Below are 21,138 nucleotides of genomic sequence, written 5' to 3'. Positions count from 1 at the left end.
CGGCGAGTAACAAAGGCAGACCATGAATCAGCCGATTCGTGAGGTGCGCTCATGTTACGCAACATCACCAGAATCATGGGGGTGGTCCTGCTGGCCACCCTGCCTCTGGCGGGGACCACCGCCACCGCCCAGGCCGCCCCGGAGTCCGACGTCGGGGCAGTCGGGCAGCCGCCGGGATCCGCGAACCCCGTCCGCGGCTTCGTCGACGCCCACAGCCATCTCATGGCGAACGAGGCCTTCGGCGGCAGCCTGATCTGCGGCAAGCCGTTCGACCTCGACGGCATCGAGCACGCCCTGGTCGACTGCCCCGACCACCAGCCCGACGGATCGCTCGCCTGGTTCGAGAACTTCACCCGCCACGGCACCCCCGTGGGCAAGCACGACCCGGTCGGCTGGCCGACGTTCAAGGACTGGCCGGCCCACGACTCCCTCACGCACCAGCAGGGCTACTACAAGTGGCTCGAACGGGCCTGGCGCGGCGGGCTCCGGATCTTCGTCAACGACCTGGTCGCCAACCGGCAGCTCTGCGAGATCTACCCGCTCAAGCACAACACCTGCGACGAGATGGCCACGCTCAGGCTGGAGGCGCAGCGCACCTTCGAGCTGCAGGACTACATCGACGCCCAGAGCGGCGGTCCGGGCCAGGGCTGGTTCCGGGTGGTGAAGTCGACCGCCGAGGCCAGGCAGGTGATCGCGACCGGCAAGCTGGCCGTGGTCCTGGGCGTCGAGACCTCCGAGCCGTTCGGCTGCCGCCAGACCTGGGGCATCCCGCACTGCACCAAGGCGCAGATCGACCGCGGCCTGGACGAGATGTACCAGATCGGCGTCCGCAGCATGTTCGTCTGCCACAAGTACGACAACGCCCTGTGCGGCGTCCGGTTCGACTCGGGCACCACGGGCGTGATCGTCAACATCGGCAACTTCCTGGCGAGCGGCTCCTTCTGGAACGCCAGGACGTGCACGGGAGCCGAGCACGACAACACGATCGACCCGGCCGGAGTGCTGCCGCCCGAGGTGGCCAGGTGGCTGCCGCCCGGCGTCGGCCTGCCGGTCTATCCCGCGGCGCCGCACTGCAACACCAGGGGCCTGACCTCGCTGGGCTCCTACATGGTCCAGGGGATGATGAAGCGCGGCATGATCGTCGAGCTCGACCACATGAGCGTCAAGGCCGCCGCCCAGACGCTCGACCTGCTGGAGAGCGCCAAGTATCCGGGCGTCATCTCCTCGCACAGCTGGGCGGACCCCAGCTACTTCCGCCGGATCTACCGGCTCGGCGGCATGGTGACCGCGTACGGCTCGCCCGCCGACTCCTTCACCGCCGGCTGGCGCACGACGAAGCCGCTGCGTGACGAGTTCGGCCACCCCGGCTACGGCTACGGCCTCGACACCAACGGCATGGGCCCCCTCCCGGGACCCCGCCAGGGCAGCGCGGTCACCTATCCGTTCACGTCGCTCGACGGCGCGGTCACGCTCGACCGGCTGCGCACCGGTGAACGGGTCTGGGACGTCAACACCGACGGCGTGGCCCACTACGGCCTGGTCCCCGACTGGATCGAGGACATGCGCAAGTACGCCGGCAACGAGTTCGCCCAGGACATGCTGGCCGGAGCCGAGGCGTACCTGAAGACGTGGGGAGGAGCCGAGACCCGCAGGCAGACCTGACGCCCGGAGCCCCTGGCAGGCCACTCCCGTCGTGCGCCTGCCAGGGGCTCGTCAGACCCGAGGCCTGCACCCGCCAGACCCGCGAACCGCCCCTGAGCCGGGCGTGCCGCCGGCGACCGGCGGCACCAGGATGGCCGACACGCCGCCGATCCACAGTACGCTCACCGTGGAGAAGGTGACGGGTGATGCCACCAGACGGTCCTCACCGGCCCCGAAAACGCGACCGGCACGCCTTCACGACTGTCTTGGCGGATCGTCCGGTGTCAGGCGACCGTCACTCCGCCTTCGGTGGAGTCGGTGGAGCGGCTGAGTTCCTCCCAGGCGTCGAAGTCGTCCTGGACGCGCCGGCGCCCGGCGGCGACCAGGCGTAGCGCGTCCGAGCCGAGCAGGACGTGCACGGGAGGCCTCTCCGCGTCCAGGAGGGTGAGGATGGCGTCGCCCGCGCGGTCGGGGTCACCGATGCCCTGACCCGCGAGAGCCTGGCGGCGGGTCCGGATCGGGTCGAACAGCGCGTCGTAGTCGGCGATGCTGCGTGGCGCGCGGACCAGCGACCGCCCTGCCCAGTCGGTCTTGAACGCGCCGGGAGCCACGGCGGTGACCCGCACGCCGAACTGGTTGACCTCTTGGGCGAGGGTGTCGGTGATGCCTTCCAGGGCGTGCTTGCTGCCTTCGTAGAACGCCAGTCCGGGGAAGGTGGTGTGGCCGCCCATCGAGGTGATGACGAAGATGTGGCCGCCGCGCCGTTCCCGCATGCCGGGGAGGACCGCTTTCACGGTCGCCACCGTGCCGAACACGTTGATCTCGAACTGGCGGCGCAGATCGTCCATCGATGACTCCTCGAAGGTGCCTTCGAGCCCGTAGCCGGCGTTGGCCACGAGCACGTCGATCGGGCCCAGTTCCGCTTCGGCGGCCCGCACCGTGGGGTCGATCCGGTCGGCGTCGGACAGGTCGAGGATGAAGGCCCGGGCGCGGTCGGGGTCCAGTGCCCGGAAGGCGTCCGCGTGCTGCTCGGTGCGCACGGTGCCCGCCACCCGGTGCCCGGCCGCCAGGGCTCGTCGGGCGACGGCCAGTCCGAGGCCGGTGCTGACGCCGGTGATCAGGAAGGTCTTGCTCACTACGGGTGTCCTTTCGTGGACGCGTGTCACGCCGCCGGGCGTGCCTGGGCACGGCGGCATCGACCCCGGGGGTATGACGGGGTCGTGTCGGGGTGGTGGTGGTGCTGGATCGCCCGGTTCGGGCGGTGGTCAGGACTCGGCGGCGGTGTTCCGGGTGGTCGCGGTGGCGGGTTCGCTGCCCCAGCTGGCCAGCAGTCGCAGGCGCTCCTGGGACGGCGAGCCGGACGGCGCGCAGTAGACGACGAGCGTTTGGCCCGGGTCGGCGACCGAGGTGAAGATCTCGTACTGCAGTTCCAGGTCACCGGCGACAGGGTGGCGGAGGCGTTTGAGGCCGGTGCTGCGTTCCTGGACGCGGTGTTCCGACCACCACGCCGGGAACTCGGGGGAGCGCATCATCAGCTCACCGATCAGGTTGGCGATGCGCTGGTTGCGCGGCTGGGCCGCGGCGGCCATCCGCAACCCGTGCACGTAGTCGCGGGCGACGCGTTCCCAGTCGCACCACACCAGGCGAGCGCGTGGATCCAGCAGCGTCCAGCGCGCCATGCTGCGTTCCTGGCGCGGCAGTTCGGCCACACCGGGAAACAGCAGCGTCCACAACGTGTTCCCGCCGACGACAGTGAGGTTCCGGTCGCTGACGAAAGCACAAGCCAGATCCATCGACTCCAGCACCTGTCGCAACGCCGGTCGTAGCCGTGACGAGTGCTCGGCCCGGTCCTTGCGTCCGGCTGTGGCGCCCGCGAGGGCGAACAGATGCCGCCGCTCGATGTCATCGAACCGCAGCGCGTCGCAGAGGGCATGGAGTACCTGTTCGGACGGCTGCCGGGCGCGGCCTTGTTCCAGACGGGTGTAGTACTCGGTGCTCACCCCGGCCAGCTGCGCGACCTCACCGCGCCGCAGACCGGCGACCCGGCGACCGGCGCCGAACTCGACCGGCAGACCGATCTCATCCGGCGTGAGTCCGGCGCGGCGGGCCCGCAGGAAGTCGCCCAGGTCGTTGTTGCCCATGCCCCAAGTCTTGCTCCTCGCCCAGCGGATCACCAAGGGTGTAGCTGGCCCTGCCAGTACTACACACCAGGTCACGCGAGGCCGCGAGAGCGTGGTGCGGGTCCCTGAGACGCGGCGGAACCCGGTCCGCCGCGTGGCATTCGGCGGCGGTGAAAATCAGCATGTCGTTGGATGTCGAGAACGTGGCGACGGCTCCGTCCCAGGTACACCAGCGGCCCACAACGGGCCGCGCGACGAAGGAGAACCACCATGACGCTCCAGCGGATGGACAACGTCGGCATCGTCGTCGACGACCTTGAGGCTGCCGTCGCGTTCTTCGCGGAACTCGGCATGGAGCTGGAGGGCAAGGCGCAGATCGAGGGCCGCTGGGCGGACCGTACCGTCGGACTCGACGGCGTCCGCTGCGACATCGCGATGATGCGGACCCCGGACGGCCACGGCCGGCTGGAACTGGCGAAGTACCACGCCCCCGCGGCGATCGGCGCCGGACCGCGCAACCCGCCGCACAACACGCTGGGCATGCATCGCGTCATGTTCGCCGTCGACGACATCGAGGACGTCATCGCCCGCCTGCGCACCCACGGCGCCGAACTCGTCGGCGAGCTGGCCCAGTACGAGGACAGCTACCGGCTCTGCTACGTCCGCGGCGCCGAGGGGATCATCATCGCGCTGGCCGAGCAGCTCACCTGACGGTCCCGCTGCCGCCGACCCGCGACCAACCAGAACGATCCGCTGGACGGACCAGGGAAACGACAATGACGAAAGGGATGACCATGCAGCCGAACGAGATCACCCAGGTTCTGAACCGGCCGACCAGCCAGGAACTGCTGGCTCGCGACGTGACCCGCCTGGCCTACGTCGCCAAGGACGGCACACCCCGCAACGTCCCGATCATCTTCGCCTGGAACGGCGAGGAGATCGTCATGTGCACCCCGAAGAACGCTCCGAAGCTCCAGGCCTTGAGCCAGAACCCGATGGTCGCCCTGACGATCGACACCGAGACGCACCCGCCGAAGATCCTGCTCATCCGCGGCCGGGCCGAGCTCGACTTCGTCGACGGCATCCCGGACGAATTCCTCCAGGCGACCAGCACCTACGAGATGACGCCCGAGCAGCGAGTCGCGTGGGAGGCGGAGGTGCGTTCCCTCTACCACGACGGCATGGTCCGGATCGTCGTGACCCCGACCTGGGCGAAGCTGATCGACTTCGAGACGACCCTGCCGAGCGCGGTCGAGGAACTGGCCCAGCAGCGGGAGAAGCGCCGGTCTGCCTGAGCGTCGCCATCGGGGCAACGCTTCGGCCAGCACCGCGGTGGACGGCGCCCCTGCGCCCGGCAGCGCGACCAGGGCACCAGAGCGTGCTGGTCGCCGACGGGCGCGAGCTGGCGCTCGTCACCGGCGACCTCCTGGTGCACGCGCTCCAACTGCTCCACCCCGAGCTCTCCTACTCGCACGAGATCGGCCCTGAGGCGGCCAGGCGCTCAAGGAAGCGCATGCTCGACCACGCAACCGCCACCACGCTGCACCTGGCCACACCGCATCTGACGGAGCCGTTCATCTCGGCGTGATCGCGGCCGTCCGAGCCGTTCGGCGCGGGTCAGGCCGCGAGGACATGCAGACGCTCACACCGCCTCATCGAGGCCGAACAGCGCGACATCGCACGCCTGCGTCAGTTCGTACGAAGTCGGCCGCGCACGCGATGACGGAAAGCGCCCCTTCGCTCGGGGCACCCGAAAACCACGATCGCGGCGGAGCGAGTTAGTAGAAACTCCGAGTTCACGATTCGCCTGGGACGAAAGCCGGTGTGGACAACGCCGCCCAGAGGCCCCGGCCTGCAGGCCACCGGCTCTCCCGGCGCGGCGCGCTCACGCCCCCGGAATCGCATGATCATGTCCCTGCTCTTGAGGAACAAGTCATTGGTTTTGTCGGACTTTCCGTTCCGGCTGGGACGGAAAGGTCACGGAGCAAGACAGTGGAAAAGACAGCCTTAACCTTCCGTCCGTGACCAAACACGGACTACTGGTAGATGCCATGACCGACATCCACGAGGTCGCCAGCGTCGAAGTCCGGGACCGGCTGCAAGGCCGCATGTGCGCCTGGCGCGCCACCTACATCACCTACTCCGGGCGCGGCCGGCCGCCGCGCGCGCTCGGTGGTCGACCAGCGCAGCCACCAGGCCACTTCCAGGCCCGCCTGGCCCAGGGCCATGTGCGGATCGGGGTGGCCGGCCTGCAGCTCGCACTGCAGGGTGTCCAGCTCGTGTGCCCCGTTTTTCGCGACTCCAGGTGAGCGAGGGGGCATTGCCCGCAGGTCTCCGGCCGTCCCGAAAATGGTAGAACCGACCGAACGCGGCACCGCATCGCCGATGCGCGGCGGTGTCACCCAAGAGGCATGCCCTGACCGCCGCCCGGGCCTGCCACCCAGTGTCAGGAGGACATGTGCAACGTGGCGAAGTCTGGTGGGTCGCGTTCGACGAGCGGCGGCCGGTCGTCCTGCTGTCGGAAGACGACGCGTCCGGGATCCGGGCTGTGCAGGTCGTCGCTCCGGCGGGCGTCGACCTCAGCGGTCTGGGCGTCGAAGTGGCAGTAGGAGCCGGGGAAGGACTGCCCTTTGAAGGCGTGCTGCGGATAGCGTTCCCTCGTCCAGGGATGACTCCTTGCACGTGGCTGACCGCGGTGTCCCGGGACGACCTGATCGAGCAAGCGGGCGTCCTGTCCTCCGCGAAACTCAGCGAGATCGAGGACGCCCTCCGCCTCGGGGAGCAGGCGAAGGAGTGGACCACAGCGACGACCGCGAAACTCAGCGAGATCAGGGACGCCCTCCGTCTCGGTGGACTCAGGTAGCCGAAGAGGTGAACCACGTCCTGGACGACCCACTCGCGTGGCCGCCGCACAGCGCATGCTCGCCCCGACGGGCGCATTCACCGCCCTGCGCGGCGGCCACGTCACGCTCGCCGCGGCCGCCGACGTCTTCCTGTCCACCCCGCGCACGGCCAACTCCAACACCCACCGTGCCTACGCCTCGGCCATCGACCGCGTCATCACCCTGCTCGACCGGGACCGCCTGCCGGCAGAGGTGAGCGACGTCGAGATCGGCCCGGCGACCTGGAACCGCAACCGCGCCGCCGTCGCCTCCTGGCTGTCCTGGTGCCAGATCAAGAAGCACTGGGCCGCGCCGTCGGTCCCGGCCGACGTCGAACGCCGCAGGGAAACCGCCGACGAGGCCCGCGCAGTGGCCAAGGCCGCGATCCACCGGCTGCTGTCGCGCCGCGCATCCCCCTTCGGGAGCGGACGCACCTGCCCCGGCTGCTGCGGCTGCCGGACGGCAGCTCACGCACTCGTGGCCCGCTGTTCCTGTCGGAACGGCGCCCCGTCCCGGCCCGCCGCCCGGCCGCCGGCGACATCTGCCCGCACACCGGCCGTGCCCGCCTCGGCTACGACCGCGTCCGCGTCCTGTTCGACAAGCACGCCGGACTCGACCTGCACCAACTGCGCCATTCGGCGCACCCCGCCGCCGTCCTCGTTGATCAACAAGGTGGCGGCTCGCTGACAAGGCCGAACGACTGGCCGCTGAAACGATCACGCAGGCCGCCGACGAGTGGGGCCTGGCCATCGCCGACCTCCTCGCCGACCTCCTGGAGCCGAGGGCGCACTCCTGCTCGCCAAGGGGAAGCACGACACCGCCCCCCTCCACCGAGTCGCCACCCAGCTCGCGACCCTCATCGAGGAGAAGACGGTTGACCGACCGGTCGGTCATAGGTGAGCGTCGCGAACACCGTCCCTCAACCACCAGACATGGACAGCGATCTCCAGACCGGCCAAGGTCATGTCCGGCCTCGTGCCTGGGGTCACCGGGATGTGCGGGGAGCGTGGCTGGAGATCGTCGTCAGCCGAGGTCCGACGTCGCCGCCCGCTCGATGATCACGATCGGGATCTGTCTTGTCGTCTCTCGCTGGTAGACGATGTAGCGCGGCCATATCTCCGTCATCGTCGCCCACAGGCGCACCCGCTCGTCCTCGGCCGCGGGGCGGGCCACCGCGTCGAACACCTCGGCCCCGACCTGCACCTTGACCTGTGGTCGAGCGAGCAGATTGTGGAACCAGAGCGGATGGTCGGCGGCGCCGCCGTTGGAGGCGACCACGAGGTGGCGGTCGCCGTCGCGGCCGTAGATGAGGGCGGTGCGCCGGGGCAGTCCTGAGCGGCGGCCGATCGTGGTGATCAGCAGGGTGGGGGCGCCGTGGAAGAGGTGACCGCGAGCGCCGCCGGACTCGGCGTAGCTCTTGACGTGCCTGGCCACCCACGTGGTCGGGCTGTCGATCGGCTCCTGGCTCATCGGGCCGCTCCGCCCACCTGGCGGTCGGCCCACGCGCGTGCCTGGGCGAACCAGTCGGGCGCGGTGCGGTGGCCGTTGAGCACGTGCCCGGTGCCGGGGACCACGACGGTCTCCAGCTTGGCGCGGGGACCGTAGAAGGGGGCCTCCTGGGCGTGCAGCGCGGCGGAGGAGGAGCGGGCTCCGGCCAGCAGCTTGTCGTGCTCACCGTTGACCATCAGCACGGGGGCCTGGATGTGCTTGTTGATCGAGGGCGGGGTGTAGGAGTCGCCGGGCGGGAAGACGTCCGTCGTCTTGGTGGCCTCGTCGGCGGCGATGACCTTGGAGTCGGCGTTGGGCCCGTGGTAGAACCAGGTGGCCCGCAGGCCGGGACGGGTGGTGAGGTAGCCGTCGTCGAGCCCGCGCCCGGCGAAACGGGAGTCGTCAGCGGCCCGGTGGATTCCCGCGCCCATCTGCTCGAAAGCGGCCTCGTCCGGCACGCTCGACTCGCCGGTCAGGATGACGCCGTCCACCTCCGCCGGATGTGCGGCGGCCACGGCGCGGGCGAGGGTCGAGCCCAGCGAGTGGCCGACGACAACGACCTTGGCGAACCGGCCCCCGCCCAGACGGCCCTCGCGCAACTGCCGGATGAGCCGGCGGATGACGATCTGGTGGGTGTCCGGCCGGAAACGGGTGCTCGGCGGGTAGGAGCTCGCCCCGGTGCCGAGACGGTCGATGGCCAGCGTGGCGTACCCGGCGCCGGTCATCGTCTCCACGTAGGAGGGGCGCTGCGGGTCGCCCCGCATCCGCCAGTAGGCCTGGCCGTAGAAGCCGCCGGGAATGAGCAGCTGAACGGTGGTGGCATGACCACGCGGCAGGCACAGAGTGCCGGCGACGCGCTGGTCGGGGGGGCCGCTGGAGGTCATCGCCACCTTGGCGCCGACTGCCCGGCAGGCGGGGGCGGCGTCCGCCGATGCCGGGATCGAGGCTGCGGGGATCGGGACGAGCGCCAGAAGGACCGCTGTCGTGATGCGCATGAGACTCCTTAGCTGTACCCAAATTTGGTTAACCAAATTTGGGTATCGAACTATGGCTCATCCGCGCTCGTACCGTCAAACCGGTCTCCGGCCGATCAGGCCGGCTGCTCGCCGCGTTCCAACCGCCCGATCAGGTCACGGACCCACGCCGCCTCACCCGCCACCTGCGCCGCGCGCAGGGCGAACAACTCGGTGACGTTCCTCGGACGCCTTTCCTCCTGGGCCGTGGCCACGATCTGCGCCCGCTCACCCTCCAGAGCGCGCACCCGCTCCTCGAGCAGCGCGATCACCTCCTCCTCGGGCAGCGCGGGCAGCAGCGCAAGGGCCGCGTTGAGCAGTTCCGGACGCCGATCGGGAACCCTCAGGGCGCTTCTGAGCAGCCCGAGGAACTCCGCCTCGCCCTTCTCATTGATGGCGTAATCGACGCGGCCCGGCCATTCGTGCACCTCGCTGGTGTCCAGAAGACCTTCCTTGGCCAGCTGACGCAGCGCGTGGTAGATCGAGCCCGACCTGAGCCCCGCCCATTGCCCGGCCTCCCACGACTCCAGTTCGGAGCCCACCAGATAACCGTGTGCCTGACCGTGCAACCGCACCACGCCAAGGACCAGCAGTCGCGTCGCCGACATCGTCTCCCTCACTCGCCGGGCCGGCACCCGCCAAAGCCCTGCCGAACAGGCTAGTCGTGGTGCCCGTGGAGGCGGACTCGGCGGATGTGATCTCGTAGCGGCTCCGCCCGGGGACTTTTGCGGAGGCTCTCACCTGGGGTTCTTTCGGTCGGCTGAAGCGAGCTGGAAGAACAAGACTGTTGTCCGCGGATATTTTCGTGCACGGTTGTCGACGTCTCCACCCCATTCCGACAGGAGTTCCAGCATGTCCGAAACCGTGCCGCTGCACCTCGCGGGCAACAACGCGCCGGTCGCCGAGGAGGTGACCGTGGAGCCGTCCAAGGTCGTCGGTGAGATCCCGGCCGAGCTGAACGGGCAGTTCTTCCGCAACGGGCCCAACCCGCGTACCGGCTGGTCGCCGCACTCCTTCGCGGGCGACGGAATGATCCACACCATCGCGCTCGACGGCGGCCGGGCGCGCTGGTACCGCAACCGGTACGTGCGCACGCCGCTGTACGAGCACCCCGGCCAGTCCCGCTTCGCCCTCGCCTTCAACCCGGAGACCGGCCGGATCGACTACCGGGTCACCACGGCCAACACCCACCTGATCGCGCACGCGGGACGGCTGTTCGCCCTGGAGGAGGGCGGCTTCCCGTACGAGGTGACGCCGGACCTCGCCACGATCGGGGCGTACACCTTCGACGGCGCCCTGCGGACCCCGATGACCGCGCACCCGAAGGTATGCCCGATCACGGGGGAGCTGTTGTTCTTCGGCTATCAGCTGCGCCCGCCGTACCTGACCTGCTACCGCGCCTCCACCACCGGCGAGGTGGTGCAGACGCGGGTCGTGGACGTGCCGCGTGCCACGATGATGCACGACTTCGCCATCACCCGGAACTACATGATCTTCATGGACCTGCCGGTCGTCTTCGACCGCGCCCAGGCCGCGGCGGGCGGGCCGCCGTGGCGCTGGGATGACGCGCACCGCGCCCGGTTCGGCGTGCTGGCGCGCACGGCGGGCGACGACGCGCCCGTACGCTGGTTCGACGTCGCCCCCTGCTACGTGTGGCACACCATGAATGCCTTCGAGGACCCGCAGGGCGACACGATCACTGTCACCGGCACCCGCGTCCCCACGCTGTGGCGCGGCGGCGCCGACGACCTGGAAGGCGGGCTTCCGGTCGCGTACCGCTGGACGCTGGACCTGAGGTCGGGCGCCGTCGCCGAGGAATCGCTCGACGACGCGCCCAGCGAATACCCCCGTGTGGCCGACTCGATGCTCGGGCTGCCCCACCGCTACGGCTACACGACGAGCTTCTCCCTGGACGCCGAGCCCGAACGGTCGGAGATCTACGCCTACGACCTCGCCGGCGGCGGCGACCGGGCGGTGCACCGCCTCCCCCCAGGCCACACCTGCGGCGAGGCCGTCTTCGTCCCCCGGGCCGGGACCGGTGAGAACGAGGGCTTCCTGATGACGTTCGCCCACGACCGCGGCGCCGGTACGAGCTACCTGGCCATCCTGGACGCCGCCGACCTGGCCGCGCCCCCGCTCGCCGAGGTGCACGTCCCGGTGCGCATCCCCACGGGTTTCCACGGCAACTGGATCCCGGCCTGAGGATCGAGGAACCCAGAGCTGGCGCTCGTCCCCGTCCTGGGCTGATTGTCGCCGACGCGAACCGCCGTCTGCCAGGTGCGGCCATCCCATGACAGGTCGTACGCCCGCCGACATTCGGTCACGAAGCGACCGACGGCCGTCACGGCGTGCGGCGGCGCGGTGGCGTGAGGGTGTCGCGGGTCCACGACCCGAGCACCAGCAACGTCTTCGTCCCCGTGACGTCGCCCGCCCGGCGCAGCCGGTCGATCACCTGCTGCAGATGGCCCAGATCCCGGACGCGGACCTGGATGAGCGCGTCCGGATCGCCGGCGATCGTGTAGACGGCCTGCACCTCCGGCACGTCGGTGGCCGTGCGGACGATCTCGCTGACCGGGGTGGTGCCCGGGTAGCGAAGCTCGGTGAACGCCTCGATGCCCCATCCCAGCCTGGCGTAGTCGATCTGCACGGCGAAGCCGGTGATCACCCCGATCTCGCGCAGCCGGTCCACGCGCCGCTTGACCGCCGCAACGGACAGCCCGACCTCCGTGGCCATCTCCGAGAAGGTCCTGCGCCCGTCCTCACGCAGCAGGCGCAGCAACCGATGATCGGTGGCATCCACGTCGTCCATCAGATCCTCCTCTTCAGCACACAAACAAAGCTAGCGTTCCACGGATCTCGCGCAAACTCTTTGCGTTGAAGTCGCAGTTTGTCCTTTGATACTTGCGCCCGCTCGGCTGTCGTTGCTGTGCTTGGGGTCACACAAGCCCCAGTCAGGAGGTGCGCGGCGTGAGCACGAATCCCGCCACGGTGTCGCTCGACGACAAGTACACGGCCCCGGACGGCCGCGTGCTGATCTCCGGCATCCAGGCCCTCGTCCGCCTGACGCTGGAGCAGCGCCGGCTCGACCAGGAGCGCGGCCTCGACACGCGCGTCTTCGTGTCCGGCTACCAGGGCTCGCCGCTGGGCGGGGTGGACCTGGAGATGGGCCGGGCCGCGGCGTTCCTGGACACGGCGGGCGTGCTCTTCCGCCCCGGGCTGAACGAGGAGCTGGCGGCCACCGCGGTGGCCGGGACCCAGCTCCTCGACCGGGTGCCCGGACGGCGGCACGACGGGGTGACCGGCTTCTGGTACGGCAAGAATCCCGGCCTGGACCGGGCCGCCGACGCCATCCGGCACGGCAACCTGGCCGGCACCGCGCCCCTCGGCGGCGCCGTGGCCTGGATCGGCGACGACCCGGGCAGTAAGTCCTCGACGGTGCCCAGCTCGTGCGAGCCGATGTGCCAGAGCCTGTCGATGCCGCTGCTCTCACCCGGTTCCGTGGCCGAGATCGTCGAGCTCGGGCTGCACGCCGTCGCCCTGTCGCGGGCCACAGGCCTGTGGACCGGTCTGAAGATCGTCGCCGACGTCGCGGACGCCTCGGCCACCGTCGACCTCGGCCCGCTGCGCGACGGCGTCCCCGCGCCCGAGCAGAACGGCCGCGGCGGGCGCGGGCCGGCGGGCGCGCTGGTCGGCCCGGCCTCGCTCGACGCCGAGCACGACATGCTCACCCGCAGGCTCGACCTCGCCCGCGCCTATGCCCGCGCGCACGGCCTCAACAGGGTGACGTTCGGCGCCCGGCGGGCCACGCTCGGTGTCCTCGCCTCGGGCACCGGCTACGCGGTGGTCCGGCGCGCCCTGGACGACCTCGGCCTGGACGAGGCGGCGATGGAGGACCTCGGGCTGCGGCTCATCAAGATCGCGATGCCGTTCCCCCTCGACCACGCCGAGCTGGCCGCCATGACCGGCGACCTGGACCGCGTGCTCGTCGTGGAGGACAAGGTGCCCTTCCTGGAGGGCCAGCTCAAGCAGGCCCTGTACGCCGCCGAACGCCGGCCCGCCGTGGTGGGGCGGGAGCTGCTGACCGCGCGCGGAACCCTCGGCGCGGACGACGTGGCCAAGGCCCTGGCCGCCTGCGTCGGGCCCGACCGGCTGCCCCGCGCGGCCGTCCGCCTGACCCGCCCCAAGGAAGCGCGGCGCCTGCTGCCGGTGGTCGCCGCGCGCACCCCGTACTTCTGCTCGGGCTGCCCGCACAACGCCTCCACCCGCACCGCCGACGACACGCTCGTCGGCGTCGGCATCGGCTGCCACGCCATGATCGCCCTCGACGGGGCGGGACGCGGCGCCCAGGTCGGCATCACCCAGATGGGCGGCGAGGGCGCCCAGTGGATCGGCCTGGCGCCTTTCACCGACGACCGGCACTTCGTGCAGAACCTGGGCGACGGCACGTTCCACCACTCCGGCTCCCTGGCCATCCGCGCCGCCGTCGCCGCCGGCGTGTCCATCACGTACAAGCTGCTCTACAACGACGCCGTCGCCATGACCGGCGGCCAGCGCGCCGAGGGCCGTCTCGACGTGCCCACGCTGACGCGGGCGCTGGCGGCCGAGGGCGTCCGCCGCGTCGTCATCACCACGGCCGAGCCGCAGGCGTACCGGGGCGTCCGGCTCGCGCCGATCGCCACCGTGCGGCACCGCGACGACCTGCCCGAGGTGGAGAAGGAGCTCGCCGCGCTCGACGGAGTCACCGTGCTGGTCCACGACGACCGCTGCGCCGCAGAGGAACGGCGGCTGCGCAAGCGGGGCGAACTGCCCACCCCCACGGCCAAGGTCGTCGTCAACGAGCGCGTCTGCGAGGGCTGCGGCGACTGCGGGGACGTCTCGTCCTGCCTGTCCGTGCAGCCGGTGGAGACCGAGTTCGGCCGCAAGACCCGCATCCACCAGCCGTCCTGCAACTCCGACCTGAGCTGCCTCAAGGGTGACTGCCCGTCGTTCCTGCTCGTCGAGCCGGGCACCCGCCGAGCCCGCCCGCTGCCTCCGCTGCCGGTGGAGCTCACCGACCCCGTGCCCAGGTTCGAGGGCGTGCCGGTGCTGCTGCGGATGCCCGGCATCGGCGGCACCGGCGTCGTCACGGTCTCGCAGATCCTGCAGATGGCCGCGCACCTCGACGGCTTGCACGCCACCGGGCTGGAGCAGACGGGGCTCGCGCAGAAGGGCGGCCCCGTCGTCAGCGACGTGCGCGTCTCGCCGCGGCCCATCACCGGGGCGGCGCGCGCCTCGAACGGCGCCACCGACGTCCTGATCGGCTTCGACCTGCTCGGCGCCGCCGCCGACGGCAATCTCGCCGCCGCCTCGGCCGAACGCACGATCGCGGTGGTCAGCACCGCCGTGGTGCCCACCGCGGCCATGGTCACCGGCCGCGCCGCGCTGCCCGGCTCGCCCGCCGACGCCATCGTGCGCGTCGAGTCGGCCACCCGCGGCGCCGACAACCTCTACCTGGACGCCCACGGCCTGGCCGAGGCGCTGTTCGCCGATCACATGCCGGCCAACATGCTGCTCCTCGGCGCCGCCTACCAGCACGGCTGCCTGCCCGTCTCGGCCGGGTCCATCGAGCGGGCCATCCGGCTGAACAAGGCCGCCGCCGAACAGAATCTGGCCGCCTTCCGGTGGGGGCGCGCGGCCGTCCTGGACCGCGAGGCGGTGCTGCGCGCCGCGCTCCCCGCGTCCCCCGCTCCCGCCGCCACGGACCTGCGGGGCGCGCTGGACGTCCGGATCGCCGACCTGACCGGCTACCAGAACGCCGCCTACGCCCGCTCCTACGCCGAGGACGTGCGCCGCGTCGCCGCGCTCGCCGCCGAGCGCGCGGGAGAGGAAGCCGGGGAGCGCATCGCCCTGGCCTACGCCCGCGGACTGCACAAGCTCATGGCCTACAAGGACGAGTACGAGGTGGCCCGGCTGCACCTCGACCCGGCCGAACGGGCCCGCCGCGAGCAGGAGTTCGGCCCGGACGCCGTCGTGTCGGTGCTGCTGCACCCGCCCCTGCTGCGCGCCCTGGGAATGAAGCGGAAGATCAGGCTGCGCCGCGGCGCGGGGGCGCTGTTCCGCGGGTTGCGCGCCGCCCGGACGCTGCGCGGCACCGCGCTCGACGTGTTCGGCCACGCCGAGGTGCGCCGCGTCGAACGCCGGCTCATCGGCGAGTACCGCGACCTGGTGCGCCAGGCGCTGGACCGGCTCACCCCGGACACGGCCGACGACGTCGCCGCCATCGCGGCCCTGCCGGAGCTGATCCGCGGCTACGAGGACATCAAGCTCACCCGGGTCGCGGAGTTTCGCGACCGCGCCGCGACCGCACTCGCCCGGCTGGCCGCCCAGCCCGCGGCCGGACCCGCCGGGGCGACCCAGGCCGGACCCGGCATGCCCGCGTGACCCGTACCCAGGAGAACACCATGACCGTCGAACGCCTGCTGCCCGACCAGGACGCCAGAGACCTCATCGCCCTCACCCGGGAGATCGCCGACAAGGAGCTCGCCCGCCGGGCCGACGAGCACGAGCGGGCCGAGACCTACCCCGAAGGGCTGTTCGCCACGCTCGGCGCCGCCGGGCTGCTCGGGCTGCCCTACCCGGAGGAGTACGGCGGGGGAGGGCAGCCGTACGAGGTGTACCTGCAGGTGATCGAGGAGCTGGCGGCCCGCTGGGCGGCCGTGGCCGTGGCCACCAGCGTGCACACGCTGGCCTGCTTCCCCGTGGCCACCCAAGGGACGCCGGAGCAGCGGGAGCGGTGGCTGCCCGACATGCTGGCGGGCCGGCTCGTCGGCGGCTACAGCCTGTCGGAGCCGCAGGCCGGGTCCGACCCCGCCGCCCTGACGTGCCGGGCGGACCCGGCCGACGGCGGCTACCGCATCACCGGCACCAAAGCGTGGATCACCCACGGTGGCAAGGCCGACCTCTATGCCCTCTTCGCCCGCACCGGCGAGGGCCGACGTGGCGTCTCCTGCTTCCTCGCGCCCGGCGCGGCCGACGGCCTCACCTTCGGCCGGCCCGAGGACAAGATGGGCCTGCACGCCGTCCCCACCACCAGCGCTCACTGGGACGGCGCGTTCCTGGAAGCCGACCGCCTGATCGGCGAGGAAGGGCAGGGCCTTCAGATCGCTCTCAGTGCTCTGGACTCCGGGCGTCTCGGCATCGCCGCCTGCGCCACCGGGCTGGCCCAGGCCGCGCTCGACGAGGCGGTCGCCTACGCCAAGGAGCGGGAGACGTTCGGCAAGAAGATCATCGACCATCAAGGCCTCGGCTTCCTGCTCGCCGACATGGCCGCAGGCGTGGACTCGGCCCGCGCGACGTACCTCGACGCCGCCCGACGCCGCGACGCCGGCCTTCCCTTCGGCAGGCAGGCGAGCGTCGCCAAGCTGGTGGCCACCGACACCGCCATGAAGGTCACCACGGACGCCGTGCAGGTGCTGGGCGGCTACGGGTACACGCGGGACTTCCGCGTCGAGCGCTACATGCGCGAGGCGAAGATCATGCAGATCTTCGAGGGCACCAACCAGATCCAGCGCCTCGTCATCAGCAGACACCTGGCCAGGTAGATCCTCAAGAGTCTGTCAGGCGGCGCAGACGACCTGTCCAGCGCCCGGCCACTTGTCGCCCGAGACCTCCAGTCCCTGCCCGGCCCTCTTTGGTGCCCAGATCGAAGTTCGCCTCATCTCATGCACCATGAGAATCACGCGCCGGTGCGGGACGGCCTGCCTGAGGGTGCGGGCGTACTTCATCGCCTGAGTGAACACCGGCCGCGTTGCCGGGGAGCATGCGCAGGATCAGGTCGACGGTGTCCTCCGAGTGGACTCCCGGAGTCAGGACTTCCTGTAAGAGCAGGCCGCGGACCGCGGCAACGGCGACGGTGGCCATGGTCAGCGCTTCCCCGGTGTCGTGTCCTTCGCGTTCCGCGAGTGAGGCCAGCATCTTGGTCAGGTCGTCGAGCGAGTCGATGAACTCGCGGAAGTCCTCCGGCCTGTACGCGGCCAGTCCTACGACGTGGAAGAAGCCGCGGACACGCGACAACTGCTCCGGGCGGGTGTAGGTCCGCCAGATCGCCCCAACGAGGTCGGTGAAGGTGCCCTGCTGGGCGGCTGCGAAAAGGGCCTCGTTGTCACGAGATCGCTGTGCCTTGAGCATGGCCGCCAGGACGCCCGGAAGTGACCCGAAGTGGTATCGCAGGAGGGCGTGGCTGGTCTCGGTCCGGGCGGCGATCTCGCGGAGCGACACCTCCGGTGAGGGAAGGGCCTCGTCGAAGGTGTCGAGGAGCCGGGCCAGGAGGCGCTCGCGTGCGTCGCCCTTGCGTTCCGTGGTTGACAGGATCACTCCTACAGTTTATCCATTGGAAAAGATTGCTGGCGGCGCCGTGTTGCTTCGTACATGGTCGCAGTCGGCTCGCGACGGCGGAGGGAACGACTCGTGGGACGTTTACAGGTGGTCGGCGCGGCGGTCGCCGACGGGACGGGGCGCGACCCCATGGACGTCGACGTCACCGTCGAGGACGGGTGGATCACCCAGCTCGGGGCCTCCGGTGACGAACCCGGCGAGCGGCTCGACGCCGGGGGGCTGACGATGACGCCCGGCCTGATCGACGCGCACGTTCACCTGGGCCTGTCGAGCCCGATCCAGCCGCAGTTCTCGTTCCAGATCAGTGCCGCCGAGATCGCGGCGGACATCTTCGCCACGGCCGGCGCAGCGCTCGACGCCGGCTTCACGACCGTCCGGGACACCGGCGGGATCGACGGCGGCGTCGTCACCACGATCGCGAAGGGCAAGGTCAGGGGACCGCGCGTCCTGTCGTGCGGACCTGTGCAGTGCCAGATCGGTGGGCACGGCTACTACGGAGCCGACTGGGAACCCACCGAGCTGTGGAGCGGCCATCACCTTCCGGGTCTGTGCGCCCTGTCCATGATGTCGGGCAACGCCGACGAGCTGCGAGGCAACGTACGTGAGGCCTTCCGCCGCGGAGCCTCCTTTCTGAAGCTCTGTGTGACCGGGGGCGTGGTCAGCGCTCACGACCGGCTGACCGACACCCAGTTCACGGTGGAGGAGATCGCCGTCGCTGTGCAGGAAGCCGCGGCACGGGGCACTTACGTGACGGTTCACGCCCACAACAATGAGGGCATTCGGAACGCGGTCGAGGCCGGGGCGCGCTGTGTCGAGCACGGCACCGACCTCGATGAGCCCACGGCCACCTTGATGGCCACGCGCGGGGTCGCCCTTGTGCCCACGTTCGCCGTCGTCGAGCGACTGCTCCACGACCCCGCGGAAGCCGGCCTCGGCGAGTCGGTCCGCGATCGTGTGCTGGGTGTCCGTGAGCGGATGACCGAGGCGCTCGCTGCCGCCAAGGAGGCCGGAGTGCGGATCGGGCTGGGTTCCGATCTCATCGGTCCGGCTCAGGACCGCCGAGGTGAAGAGCTCAGGTTGCGTGCGGAGTTGGAGACACCGATGGAAGCCCTCGTGGCGGCAACCAAGACCAACGCCGAGATCCTCGGCCTGTCGGACCAGGTGGGGGTCATCGCGCCCGGAATGCAGGCAGACCTCGTGCTCTGGAACGGCAACCCGCTCGAAGATCCGAAGCTCTTCGCCGACCCCGCCAACGCCGTTCTCGTCGTCCAGGCCGGACGCGTGGTGAAGGACCTGCGATGAGCGCCATGTGGCAGGGCTGCCTCCCCGGCACCGACTACTTCGAGATGCGTTCCAGCGGTGGGCACGACTACGGCGTCTGGGTCACCACGCCACCGCGCTACGACCCTGCCGCGGCGCAGGCGCCTGTCGTGTACGTGCTCGACGGCAACTGGGCCGTGGGCATGACCGCCCCACTCATCGTCACGCAACTGGACCCCATGCAGTCGATTCAGCCCTACGTCCAAGTCAGCGTGGGTTACGCAGGCGAGGAAGCAGAGCACTGGGAGCGGTTGCGCAACCGCGACCTCGTGCCCCCCGGAGAACCCATCGCGAAGGAGTACATCGATGCGGTGGAGATGGGGATCGAAGCAGGCACGATGACTCGCGAGCAAGCCGACGCCTACCTCGCTGAATTGAGCGACAGCCGCGGGGATATGTTCCTGAACTTCCTGACCGACGACCTCCACCCGCGGATCGAACGCGACTACGGCACAGCCCCGAGCGGTCACGGCCTCTTCGGCTATTCCTACGGCGGACTCTTCAGTCTCTACGCCTGGCTCACCAAGGGAACCTTCTTCGAGAGCATCGGCGCGGGCAGCCCCGGCATTGTCGGTGCGGACAGTCAGGTCTTCGCTCGTCTTCAAGCCATGAGTGACACCCTGCCTGCCACCAAGCTTCACGTGACCTTCAACGACCGAGAGATCCTCGGAGACATGGCGGTCTACCAGAATCTCGCGAAGAACACGGCCATGTTCCTTCACCGCCTCACCTCACGCAGCGGATCCGTCACCAGCGCACTCATGCACGAAACGCACGTGACTGGGCTGCAGGCCTCGTTCCTCAGCTATCTCAGGACCTGCCGTGCCCGGTAGGCGCACGGACGTCGTGGTGATCGGGTCGGGGGTGATCGGCGCGTCGGTCGCCCTGGAACTCGCCCGCCGTGGCCGGCAGGTGACGGTGGTCGACAAGGCCGGGGGCGCCGGCCACGGCTCCACGAGTGCGTCCAGCGCGGTGGTGCGGTTCAACTTCTCCACCGCCGCGGGCGTCGCCACCGCCTGGGAGGCGCACTTCGGCTGGAAGTCGTGGGCGGAGCACCTTGGCCGCGACGTCGGGCCGTTGGCTCGGTACGTACGGTGCGGGATGGCGATGCTGGACGTGGACGTGGCTCCTCGGTCGGTGTACCTGCCGTTGTTCCAGAACGCGGGTATCCCGTTCGAGGAGTGGACGAGTGCGGACCTGTCGGAGCGGATCCCGGGCATCGACGTCGGCAGGTACTGGCCACCGAAACGCATCGACGACGACGAGTTCTGGGCCGAGACCGACACCACGCTGGGTGCCGTGTACACACCTGATGCGGGGTTCGTGAACGATCCGCAACTGGCCGCGCAGAATCTGGCCGCCGCCGCGCGGGCACACGGTGCCGAGTTCCGGTTCCATACGTCGGTGCGCGGGATCGAGCGGGCTCATGGCCGGGTCACCGCGGTGACACTCGCGGACGGGAGCAGGATCTCCTGCGGCGTGGTGGTCAACGCCGCAGGCCCGTGGTCGACCCGCATCAACGAGCTGGCCTCGGTCGGATCCGACTTCACCGTGGGATGCCGGCCGTTACGGCAGGAGGTCGCGCACGTGGCGGCCCCCGTGGGTTTCGGCGTGGGTCCCGGCGCCGACAACCGCGCCGGGATCTGCGTCGCGGACATGGACCTGGGCATCTACCTGCGCGGTGAGGCCGGCGGGGGACTGCTGGTGGGTGGCACGGAACCGGAATGCGATCCGCTGCAGTGGGTGGACGACCCGGACGCCGTCACCGCACATCCGACGACGGCGGTGTTCGAGGCCCAGGTGACGAGGGCTGCGCGACGGCTACCGGCGTTGGAGATACCGAATCGGGCTCGCGGGGTCGTGGGAGTCTACGACGTCGCCGACGACTGGACGCCGATCTACGACCGTACGGAGCTGGACGGGTTCTACGTCGCCATGGGGACGAGCGGCAACCAGTTCAAGAACGCGCCGGTCGTCGGCAAGTTCCTCGCCGCAATCATCGAACAGACCGAGAACGGCGTAGATCACGACGAACGGCCGGTACGATTCGTCGGCGAGCACACCGGCCTGGCCGTAGACCTTTCGGCGTTCTCCCGCAAGCGTCCCCGCGGCACCGAGAACTCGGGCACAGTCCTGGGCTGATGCACCTGTCGGTTGTGGCGCGTCCAGGACTTGTCCTGCGCGAATAGGCGTCACTGGATTACGCGAGGTCGCCAGCGCCTCGAGGAGCAAGGGAACAGCGGTTTGCGTCAAGCATGGACCGACGTCATGGACGCCGTTGACGGCGGACGTTCCCGCCGG

20 protein-coding genes are annotated in these 21,138 nt (G+C 70.3%); 13 read left to right on the top strand and 7 right to left on the bottom strand.

The genetic code is table 11. The features are described from left to right. Positions 1 to 51 precede the first annotated feature (51 nt). Complete coding sequence (locus tag HTZ77_RS30225; RefSeq protein ID WP_175593117.1) at positions 52 to 1,662, top strand: amidohydrolase family protein; 1,611 nt, start codon at positions 52 to 54, stop codon at positions 1,660 to 1,662. Between the two features lie 263 nt (positions 1,663 to 1,925). On the opposite strand, the gene HTZ77_RS30220 is transcribed toward HTZ77_RS30225, so the two are convergent. Together HTZ77_RS30220 and HTZ77_RS30215 are read right to left on the bottom strand one after the other, a co-directional pair. Continuing rightward, on the bottom strand, positions 1,926 to 2,777 hold the full coding sequence (locus HTZ77_RS30220; RefSeq protein ID WP_175593116.1) for an oxidoreductase: 852 nt from the start codon (positions 2,775 to 2,777) through the stop codon (positions 1,926 to 1,928). A gap of 129 nt (positions 2,778 to 2,906) precedes the next feature. Then, entirely contained in the window at positions 2,907 to 3,782 is an 876-nt protein-coding gene (locus HTZ77_RS30215) for a helix-turn-helix transcriptional regulator (protein WP_175593115.1), read from the bottom strand. Positions 3,783 to 4,046: 264 nt separating this feature from the next. Here HTZ77_RS30215 and HTZ77_RS30210 point away from each other — a divergent pair, with 264 nt between their 5' ends. The 6 genes from HTZ77_RS30210 (at position 4,047) to HTZ77_RS30185 (ending at position 7,330) form a co-directional block, all read left to right on the top strand. Continuing rightward, complete coding sequence (locus HTZ77_RS30210) at positions 4,047 to 4,472, top strand: VOC family protein (RefSeq protein WP_205303971.1); 426 nt, start codon at positions 4,047 to 4,049, stop codon at positions 4,470 to 4,472. A 65-nt stretch (positions 4,473 to 4,537) separates the two neighbouring features. Next, positions 4,538 to 5,056 carry a pyridoxamine 5'-phosphate oxidase family protein gene (locus HTZ77_RS30205; protein ID WP_235995407.1) on the top strand — a complete coding sequence of 173 codons (519 nt, stop codon included), beginning with the start codon at positions 4,538 to 4,540 and terminating at the stop codon, positions 5,054 to 5,056. An 83-nt stretch (positions 5,057 to 5,139) separates the two neighbouring features. Beyond that, a complete protein-coding gene (locus HTZ77_RS30200; protein ID WP_205303913.1) occupies positions 5,140 to 5,349 on the top strand; it encodes an MBL fold metallo-hydrolase in 210 nt (69 codons plus the stop codon). A gap of 433 nt (positions 5,350 to 5,782) precedes the next feature. Next, complete coding sequence (locus tag HTZ77_RS30195; protein WP_175593113.1) at positions 5,783 to 6,070, top strand: hypothetical protein; 288 nt, start codon at positions 5,783 to 5,785, stop codon at positions 6,068 to 6,070. 149 nt (positions 6,071 to 6,219) lie between these two features. Beyond that, entirely contained in the window at positions 6,220 to 6,624 is a 405-nt protein-coding gene (locus tag HTZ77_RS30190) for a type II toxin-antitoxin system PemK/MazF family toxin (protein ID WP_175593112.1), read from the top strand. Between the two features lie 37 nt (positions 6,625 to 6,661). Then, entirely contained in the window at positions 6,662 to 7,330 is a 669-nt protein-coding gene (locus tag HTZ77_RS30185; RefSeq protein WP_235995406.1) for a hypothetical protein, read from the top strand. Between the two features lie 336 nt (positions 7,331 to 7,666). Here HTZ77_RS30185 and HTZ77_RS30180 read toward each other — a convergent pair whose 3' ends face one another. From HTZ77_RS30180 to HTZ77_RS30170, 3 genes are all read right to left on the bottom strand, one after another. Next, positions 7,667 to 8,113 carry a nitroreductase family deazaflavin-dependent oxidoreductase gene (locus tag HTZ77_RS30180; protein WP_175593111.1) on the bottom strand — a complete coding sequence of 149 codons (447 nt, stop codon included), beginning with the start codon at positions 8,111 to 8,113 and terminating at the stop codon, positions 7,667 to 7,669. Then, positions 8,110 to 9,126, bottom strand: coding sequence for an alpha/beta hydrolase (locus tag HTZ77_RS30175; protein ID WP_235995404.1), 1,017 nt, complete (start codon positions 9,124 to 9,126; stop codon positions 8,110 to 8,112). Before HTZ77_RS30175 ends, HTZ77_RS30180 begins: the two co-directional genes overlap by 4 nt. A gap of 95 nt (positions 9,127 to 9,221) precedes the next feature. After that, complete coding sequence (locus tag HTZ77_RS30170) at positions 9,222 to 9,752, bottom strand: PadR family transcriptional regulator (RefSeq protein WP_175593110.1); 531 nt, start codon at positions 9,750 to 9,752, stop codon at positions 9,222 to 9,224. Positions 9,753 to 9,996: 244 nt separating this feature from the next. On the opposite strand from HTZ77_RS30170, the gene HTZ77_RS30165 reads away from it, so the two are divergent. After that, complete coding sequence (locus tag HTZ77_RS30165) at positions 9,997 to 11,346, top strand: carotenoid oxygenase family protein (RefSeq protein ID WP_175593109.1); 1,350 nt, start codon at positions 9,997 to 9,999, stop codon at positions 11,344 to 11,346. 139 nt (positions 11,347 to 11,485) lie between these two features. Here the strand turns inward: HTZ77_RS30165 and HTZ77_RS30160 are convergent, their stop codons facing one another. After that, positions 11,486 to 11,953 carry an Lrp/AsnC family transcriptional regulator gene (locus tag HTZ77_RS30160; RefSeq protein ID WP_175593108.1) on the bottom strand — a complete coding sequence of 156 codons (468 nt, stop codon included), beginning with the start codon at positions 11,951 to 11,953 and terminating at the stop codon, positions 11,486 to 11,488. Between the two features lie 158 nt (positions 11,954 to 12,111). Here HTZ77_RS30160 and HTZ77_RS30155 point away from each other — a divergent pair, with 158 nt between their 5' ends. Then, positions 12,112 to 15,564 (top strand): indolepyruvate ferredoxin oxidoreductase family protein, encoded by a 3,453-nt coding sequence (locus tag HTZ77_RS30155; RefSeq protein WP_175593107.1) that lies wholly within the window; start codon positions 12,112 to 12,114, stop codon positions 15,562 to 15,564. A 20-nt stretch (positions 15,565 to 15,584) separates the two neighbouring features. Next, positions 15,585 to 16,724, top strand: coding sequence for an acyl-CoA dehydrogenase family protein (locus HTZ77_RS30150; RefSeq protein WP_175593106.1), 1,140 nt, complete (start codon positions 15,585 to 15,587; stop codon positions 16,722 to 16,724). Positions 16,725 to 16,842: 118 nt separating this feature from the next. Here HTZ77_RS30150 and HTZ77_RS30145 read toward each other — a convergent pair whose 3' ends face one another. Further along, positions 16,843 to 17,496 carry a TetR/AcrR family transcriptional regulator gene (locus HTZ77_RS30145; protein WP_205303911.1) on the bottom strand — a complete coding sequence of 218 codons (654 nt, stop codon included), beginning with the start codon at positions 17,494 to 17,496 and terminating at the stop codon, positions 16,843 to 16,845. Between the two features lie 93 nt (positions 17,497 to 17,589). On the opposite strand from HTZ77_RS30145, the gene HTZ77_RS30140 reads away from it, so the two are divergent. Genes HTZ77_RS30140 through HTZ77_RS30130 form a run of 3 tightly spaced genes read left to right on the top strand, consistent with a single transcriptional unit; the run spans position 17,590 to position 20,979 of the window. Next, complete coding sequence (locus HTZ77_RS30140) at positions 17,590 to 18,819, top strand: metal-dependent hydrolase family protein (protein WP_175593105.1); 1,230 nt, start codon at positions 17,590 to 17,592, stop codon at positions 18,817 to 18,819. After that, the gene (locus HTZ77_RS30135; protein WP_175593104.1) at positions 18,816 to 19,670 is read left to right on the top strand and encodes an alpha/beta hydrolase; all 855 of its coding nucleotides are present in this window, start codon (positions 18,816 to 18,818) and stop codon (positions 19,668 to 19,670) included. The genes HTZ77_RS30140 and HTZ77_RS30135 overlap by 4 nt, the downstream gene beginning before the upstream one ends. Next, positions 19,660 to 20,979 (top strand): NAD(P)/FAD-dependent oxidoreductase, encoded by a 1,320-nt coding sequence (locus HTZ77_RS30130; protein WP_175593103.1) that lies wholly within the window; start codon positions 19,660 to 19,662, stop codon positions 20,977 to 20,979. The genes HTZ77_RS30135 and HTZ77_RS30130 overlap by 11 nt, the downstream gene beginning before the upstream one ends. Positions 20,980 to 21,138 lie beyond the last annotated feature (159 nt).

This window comes from Nonomuraea montanisoli (assembly GCF_013363975.1).
Classification (GTDB): Bacteria; Actinomycetota; Actinomycetes; order Streptosporangiales; family Streptosporangiaceae; genus Nonomuraea; species Nonomuraea montanisoli.
Note: the sequence above shows the minus strand (reverse complement) of the source record. Positions and strands in the feature narration are given on the sequence as shown.